Source organism: uncultured Thermus sp. (genome assembly GCF_938010445.1).
Classification (GTDB): Bacteria; Deinococcota; Deinococci; order Deinococcales; family Thermaceae; genus Thermus; species Thermus altitudinis.
Window position 1 is genome coordinate 1 of sequence record NZ_CALLUR010000033.1, and the last position, 6,312, is coordinate 6,312.

Sequence of the window (6,312 nt, forward strand, 5' to 3'; positions counted from 1 at the left end):
TTGCTCTTATTCATTCCCGCCAGGTGCTGCACCGCTCCGGAAACCCCGAGGGCAATGTAGAGGGTAGGTTGGACGGTTTTCCCCGTCTGGCCCACCTGCTCCCCATAGGGCCGCCAGCCGGCATCCACCACCGCCCGAGTAGCCCCCACGGCTCCGCCCAGGAGGGCCGCCAGCTCCTCCACCGGTTTAAAGGACTCGGCGCTGCCCATGCCCCGGCCCCCCGTGACCACCACATCCGCTTCGGTAAGGGATACCCCCTTCTTCTCCTCCTGGACCCTCTCCAATACCTCCACCGTGGCCACCGGGGGTACCTGGAGGGCCACCACCTCTCCCCCTTGGCCCAAGGGTTCGGCCAAGGGGGTGGTGTTGGGCTTGACGGTGAGGGCCACTGGGGGCGGGCTTTTGACCTTCTGGGTCACCCGGTTCAGGTAGGCGTAGCGGATGGCGTAGACCTCGCCTCCTTCCGCCCAGGACTCCAGGGTGTCCTCCAGAAGCCCGGCCTTCAAGGCGTAGGCCACCCGGCCCATGTAGGCGCGGCTTTGCCTGGAGGAAGGGGCCACGATGGCCTTCACCCCCCCCTTGGCCGCTTCCAGAATCCCTGCCGCCCATTTCTCGGCGGTGTAGGGGCCGAGCTCCGCCACGTATAGGGTTTCCACGTACCCTCTGGCCTCTTCTAAAGGGGCTCCTGCTTCCGCAAGGAGCACCCCCGCCACCTTCTCCCCCAAGGCTTGGGCCAGCTGACGGGCCCGGGTCAGGGCCTCGAGGCTCCCCTTGCGCAGCTTGGTGCCGTCGTGGTCCAGGACAACCAGAATCATGCCTGCCTCCTTTAGATAACCTTGGCCTCCTCATGCAGAAGCCGTACCAGTTCCTCCGCTGCCGCCACGGGGTCCTTGCCGTCAAGAATCCTCTGCAGCCGGGCCTTTTCCTGGATGGTCTCCTCCAGGATCTCCACCCGGCCATTCCCCTGGAAGGCCACCTTTTTGATCTCCTTCCTCTTGGCCTTCATGATGCCGGGCAGGGTGGGGTAGCGGGGTTCGTTCAGACCCTGCTGGGTGGTGAAAACGGCCGGCAGCTTGACCCGAACCCACTCGGCCCCTTCGTCCAGGTCGTGCTTGGCCCGGGCGGTTTCCCCTTCCAGCTCAATGGCGGTGGTCCAGGGGACCACCGGCACCCCCAGGGCCTCGGCCAAGGCAGCACCCAGGGCTTGGCTGTCCCAGTCCGCCTGTTGCCCCCCGGTCAGGACCAGGGTAGGGGATTCCTCCCGGATCAGAGGGGCTAAGGCCTCGGCCACGGTGACGGGATCGGCGTAGCCCTCATGGACCACGTGGATCCCCCGGTCCATGCCCATGGCCAAGGCGGTGCGGAGGGCCTCCTCCGCACGCTCCGGGCCAAACCCCACCACGATGGCCTCGCCCCCGTGCTTCTCCTTTAGGCGGAGGGCTTCCTCCACCCCGTACTCGTCCATCTGGTCCAGGATGAGGGTGGCGGAGGAGAGATCCACCCGGTTTTCCTGGATCCTGAGCCGGCTTTCCCCGTCCGGTACCTGTCTGATGACCGCTATGAACTTCATCCTCGCCTCCTATTCCGCCAGGATGTGCCTGGCGATGATGAGCCTTTGGATCTCGTTGGTGCCCTCGTAGATTTGGTTGAGCTTCACGTCCCGCAGGAGTTTTTCCACGGGGAACTCCCGCACGTAGCCGTAACCCCCGTGGATCTGGATGGCCTGGTTGGCGGCCTCAAAAGCGATCTCCGAGGCGTAGGCCTTGGCGATGGCGCTGGCGTGAGCATGGGGAAGACCCCGGTCCACCAGCCAGGCGGCGTAGTAGGTGTACATGCGAGCGGTTTCAATACCGATCAGCATATCCGCCAGCTTGAACTGGATGGCCTGGAAGCTCGCGATGGGCTGGCCGAAGGCTTCCCGCTCTTTTGCGTACTTTTTGGCTTCGTCCAGCGCTCGCCTGGCCACGCCCACGCTGCCCGCGGCCACGGGGATGCGGGTCTTGTTGAGGGTATTCATGGCGATTTTGAACCCCTCGCCTTCCTCTCCCAGGCGATTCTGAACGGGCACTTTGACATCCTCAAACACCAACTCATAGGTTCCCGAGGCCCTTTGCCCCATCTTCCCGTGGATCTTCACGGCGCTAAACCCCGGGGTGCCCTTCTCCACCACCAGGGCCACCACCCCCTTGTGGCGAAGCTCCGGGTTAAGGGTAGCGAAGACCACCACCCATTCGGCCTCCCCACCGTTGCTGATCCACATCTTGGTGCCGTTTAACACGTAGTGATCCCCTTGGCGCACCGCCCGGGTCTTCAAGGCGGCGGCATCCGAGCCGTTGCCGGGTTCGCTGAGGGCAAAGGCGGCCAGGGCAGGTTTCTCAGTTAACGGCTTTAGGAAACGGCGCTTTTGCTCCTCGGTTCCCGCGAGGAGCACCGGGGTGATCCCCAGGTCGCTGGCCATGGGAATGGTGTAGATGCCCATGCAGGCGTAGGCCAGTTCCTCCCCCACGATGACCTCGTCCAGCATCTTGAGGCCCATCCCTCCGTATTCCTCGGGGATGATGGCGTTCAGGAGGCCCACCTCGTGGAGCTTCTCTATGACCGGCCAGGGCACCTCCTCCTTCTCGTCGTACTCCTGGGCCACGGGCAGGATCACCTCTTTGGCGAAGCGCCGGGCCAGGGCCTGAAGCTGCCGTTGTTCCTCGGTGAGGCTAAAGTCTATGGGCATGGCTTTCCTCCCCTAGGGGCCAGGGGCCCTACTCTTTGACCCAGTCTAAGATTGTCCCCCTCCCCTTGCAACCCCGCCACCATGCTACCATTGGAGCTAGATGCGATCCGTGGGTCAGTTGGAGATTCTTGGCCGTTTTCAACGGGCGCTATTAAAGGATTTGGAGCCTGTACAGATATTGCGCAACCTCCTCGAGGTGGCCACCGACGAAGGGGTAGAGCGGGCGGCCCTTTTCCTCTACCACCGGGAAACCCGGGAGCTTATGGGGGAGGTGGCCTCGGGCCGGGGACGGCATTACACGGTTTCCTCCATCGCCCTTCCCCTACATGCCAAGGGGCCTGTACAGGAGGCCTTTTTTGCCGAAGGGCCGGTGAAGCGGGGCGAAGAGTGGCTTTTGCCCGTGGTAGGGGAGGAAACCGCCTACTGCTGGTCGGATCCCGAGGCTCGGTGTACGGAACGGCCCAGGGCGAGCCGGGAAACCCGGGTCCTGGTGTGCCCCAGTTGTGCCCGGTTTACCCCTAAGGGGGTACTCAGTCTGGAAGGGGTTCCCCAAGGCTTAAGACCCCTCCTTCCCCTCCTGGCCCAGCTCACCGCCTTGGCCCTCAAAAACGGTGAGCTCTTGGCGGAGCGCAACCGAGCCTTTGCCCAGCTATCCCGCCACGTGGAGGCGCTTTCCCACGTGACCACCCTGGCCCGGGAGGTGGGGCGGGTCCTGGAGCCCAGCGCGGTGCTGGAAACCCTGGCCCGTTCCCTCTCGGAGCGGTTTGGCTTTTTCCGGGTCACCGTGGCCTTGATCAAAGGGGAAGGGCCGGACCGCTTGGGCGGTTATTTGCAAGGGTATTTGACCCTTAAAGGGGAAGCCCTTTACTGGACGGAGGGCCGTAGCCGCATCCGCCTTCCCCTTGGGGCTTCCTCGGACCCTTTGGCACGGGCGGTGCGCGAGGGAAGGACCCTTTTGGTGGACAGGGACCAGCTTCCGCCCCATATGGCCCTCGAGGTGGGGGCACGGGTGGCCTTTGTTCCCATCTTGGCCGAGGATGAGCCCTTGGGCGCGGTGGCGGTGGACCACGGGCCCGGGGGGCCTGCGGTGAGCGAGGAGGAGGTCCGGTATGTGGAGCTTCTTGCAGGGGTGGCAGGGGTAGCCCTTAGGAACTCCCAGCTCTACCGGGAGAAGACCCAGCTGTCCTTGGCCCTGGCGGCGGAGAGGAAACGGCTTTCGGAGATTTTGGAGGAGCTTCCCGACGGGGTGGTGGTGCTCTTTGGGGACCAGGGCTACGCCAACAGCCGGGCCCGGGAGGCCCTGGGTCTAGGCCGTGAGATCGCCCTAGAAGACCTTCCCGCAAGCCTGGAGCCGGCCTTGGAAGGGGGACGGGTGGAGGTGGGCCTGGGGGGGGCCACGTTCAGCGTGCGGGGGAAAAGGTTGGAGGGAATGCGCATCCTGGTCCTCCACGACATCACCGAGCGCACCCGCATGGAGCGGGCCCTCAGGGACCAGGTGGCCTTCACCCAGGCCCTGGTGGACATGGCCCAGGAGGCCCTGCGGGAGCGGGATCTCGCCGCCTTGGGGCGAGGGGTGGTGGAGCGCCTCAGGGGCCTTTTTGCCGCCGATGAGGGGCTCTTTTTCCTCGAGGTGGAGGGGGTACCCAAGGTGCTCTACGCCACCTGCGCCCTTCCCGGGGAGCTCCCCCAGCCGAACCTTCTGCGGAGGGCCCTGGATCACGTGGTGGTTGGGCAGGAAGGGGCGTCTCCTCCCGTCAGGGCAGAAACCCTCGGCCCTGAGGACTGTGCCTTGGCCGAGGCCCTGGGGCTCAAAAGCGCCTTGGTGGTGCCCTTTGGGGCAGGGGAGGCTCGGGGTGCGGTGCTGGTGGGGTACCGGAAGGAGCGGCGCTTTTCCGAAAGGCTTCTTGCCCGCCTGGCCCAGGTGGGGACCCTCCTGGCCCTGTCCGTGCAGAAGGCGCGCTTCTTAGAGCTTTTGGAGCTGGAGGAGGAGCGCCTCAAGGCCCTTTTGGAGCACTCCCAGGATGTTATCTACGTGCTGGACCGGGAGGGGATCATCCGCTTTGTGAGCGCCAGCGTGCGCCATGTGCTGGGCTACGATCCCGAGGGGTACAAAAGGGGCATGGTGCACGGCCTGGATTTCGTGTATCCCGAAGACCGGCCCCTGGCGGAGGGGCTTTTCCGCCAGCTTCTTTCCGCCCCCAACCAGGTGCGCACGGGGGAGTTCCGGGTCCTGCATGCCGACGGTACCCCAATCCCCATGGAGGCCTGGGGACGGAACCTCCTGGAGGATCCCCGGGTACGGGGCATTGTGGTGGACCTACACGACCTCAGGCCTAGGTTGGAAGCGGATCGCCTTAAGGGGGAGTTCATCGCCGCGGTGAGCCACGAGCTCAGGACCCCCTTGGCGGTGATCATGGGCTTGGCGGAGCTCTTAAGGGAGGAGGAGCTTTCCCCGGCGGCCAGGGAGTCCGTGGACCTAATCCTGGAAAGTTCCTTTCGCCTCAAGACCATGGTGGATAACCTTCTGGACACCAGTCGCCTCGAGGCGGGCCGCTTTGAGGTTTCCAAAAGGCCGGTCAATCTCAAGCCCTTGTTGCTGGATTTGGCGCGGAGTTTTCAGGGGGTGGCCCGGCTTTCTGGGGTGGCCTTTACGGTGGAACTCCAGGACCTGCCCCTTTTGGAGGCGGATCCCGACCGGATGGTCCAGGTGGTGGGGAACCTTCTCTCCAACGCCTTCAAGTTCACCCCTCCAGGAGGCCGGGTGCGTTTGGCGGCCAAGGAGATGGGGGGAGACCTGGTGGTGGAGGTGGAAGACACCGGCCCGGGTATTCCCAAGGAAGAGATTCCCAAGCTTTTCCAACGCTATGTCCGGGCCAAAAACGCCCAGACCCGGGGGGTGGCGGGGACTGGGCTGGGCCTTTTCATCTCCAAGCACATCGTGGAGGCCCACGGGGGGCGGATAGAGGTGGAGAGCGAGGAGGGCAAGGGAAGCCTCTTTCGGGTTATCCTACCCCTATATGGCCCGCATCCTGCTGGTTGAGGACGAGCCCTTGGTGGCCCACCTGGTGCGCCGCATCCTGGAACGGGCGGGGCACCAGGTGGAGTGGGCGGCTTCGGGCCAGGCTGCCGTGGCGAAGCTTTCCCAGCCTTTTGACCTTTTGGTCTGCGACCTGGTGATGCCGGGGGTTTCGGGCCTCGAGGTGATCCGAGAGGTGCGGCGGCTTGGCCTTCCCACCCCCATTCTGGCCCTTTCCGCCAGCGTTTCGGAGAAAAGCCGGCGGGAAGCCCTGGAGGCGGGGGCGCAGGCTTTTTTGGGCAAGCCCTTTGAATCCCAGGCCCTTCTGGCGCAGGTGGAGCGGCTTTTGGGAAGGGAGCCCGGAGGGGCAGGCGAGGGTTAGCCTGTACCTTCCTGTATACTCATACAGCGAAAAGGAGGGAGGCATGAAACGGAGGCAGTTCCTCAAGAAGGTGGGGGTGGGCCTGGCGGCTAGCCTCTCCTATAGGGCTTTTGCCCAGGCGGCGCCTCAGGTGCGCTGGCGCTTGGTTTCCAGCTACCCCAAGAGCCTGGACACCCTCTATGGGGGTGC

The 6,312-nt window shown here is 64.6% G+C and carries 5 protein-coding genes and 1 pseudogene; 3 read left to right on the top strand and 3 right to left on the bottom strand.

The window, feature by feature from the left end; all coding sequences use genetic code 11:
* The 3 genes from Q0693_RS01690 to Q0693_RS01700 form a co-directional block, all read right to left on the bottom strand.
* The coding region (locus Q0693_RS01690; protein ID WP_298628693.1) for an electron transfer flavoprotein subunit alpha/FixB family protein at nucleotides 1-815 on the bottom strand (815 nt) is incomplete at its 3' end.
* An 11-nt stretch (nucleotides 816-826) separates the two neighbouring features.
* Nucleotides 827-1,570 carry an electron transfer flavoprotein subunit beta/FixA family protein gene (locus Q0693_RS01695; protein WP_298628694.1) on the bottom strand — a complete coding sequence of 248 codons (744 nt, stop codon included), beginning with the start codon at nucleotides 1,568-1,570 and terminating at the stop codon, nucleotides 827-829.
* A 9-nt stretch (nucleotides 1,571-1,579) separates the two neighbouring features.
* Nucleotides 1,580-2,725, bottom strand: a complete 1,146-nt coding sequence (locus Q0693_RS01700) for an acyl-CoA dehydrogenase family protein (RefSeq protein ID WP_243030507.1) — start codon at nucleotides 2,723-2,725, stop codon at nucleotides 1,580-1,582.
* A gap of 100 nt (nucleotides 2,726-2,825) precedes the next feature.
* On the opposite strand from Q0693_RS01700, the gene Q0693_RS01705 reads away from it, so the two are divergent.
* The 3 genes and pseudogenes from Q0693_RS01705 to Q0693_RS01715 form a co-directional block, all read left to right on the top strand.
* On the top strand, nucleotides 2,826-5,765 hold the full coding sequence (locus Q0693_RS01705; protein ID WP_298628696.1) for an ATP-binding protein: 2,940 nt from the start codon (nucleotides 2,826-2,828) through the stop codon (nucleotides 5,763-5,765).
* Complete coding sequence (locus tag Q0693_RS01710; RefSeq protein ID WP_298628698.1) at nucleotides 5,743-6,123, top strand: response regulator; 381 nt, start codon at nucleotides 5,743-5,745, stop codon at nucleotides 6,121-6,123. Before Q0693_RS01705 ends, Q0693_RS01710 begins: the two co-directional genes overlap by 23 nt.
* A 43-nt stretch (nucleotides 6,124-6,166) precedes the next feature.
* A pseudogene (locus Q0693_RS01715) lies at nucleotides 6,167-6,312 on the top strand (ABC transporter substrate-binding protein); the annotation flags it as partial.

Excerpts from the sequence above, each read along its gene's own strand:
- Q0693_RS01695 (WP_298628694.1), bottom strand. The coding sequence starts at position 1,570 with ATGAAGTTCATAGCGGTCATCAGACAGGTACCGGACGGGGAAAGCCGG.
- Q0693_RS01705 (WP_298628696.1), top strand. The coding sequence starts at position 2,826 with ATGCGATCCGTGGGTCAGTTGGAGATTCTTGGCCGTTTTCAACGGGCG.
- Q0693_RS01710 (WP_298628698.1), top strand. The coding sequence starts at position 5,743 with ATGGCCCGCATCCTGCTGGTTGAGGACGAGCCCTTGGTGGCCCACCTG.
- Q0693_RS01700 (WP_243030507.1), bottom strand. The coding sequence starts at position 2,725 with ATGCCCATAGACTTTAGCCTCACCGAGGAACAACGGCAGCTTCAGGCC.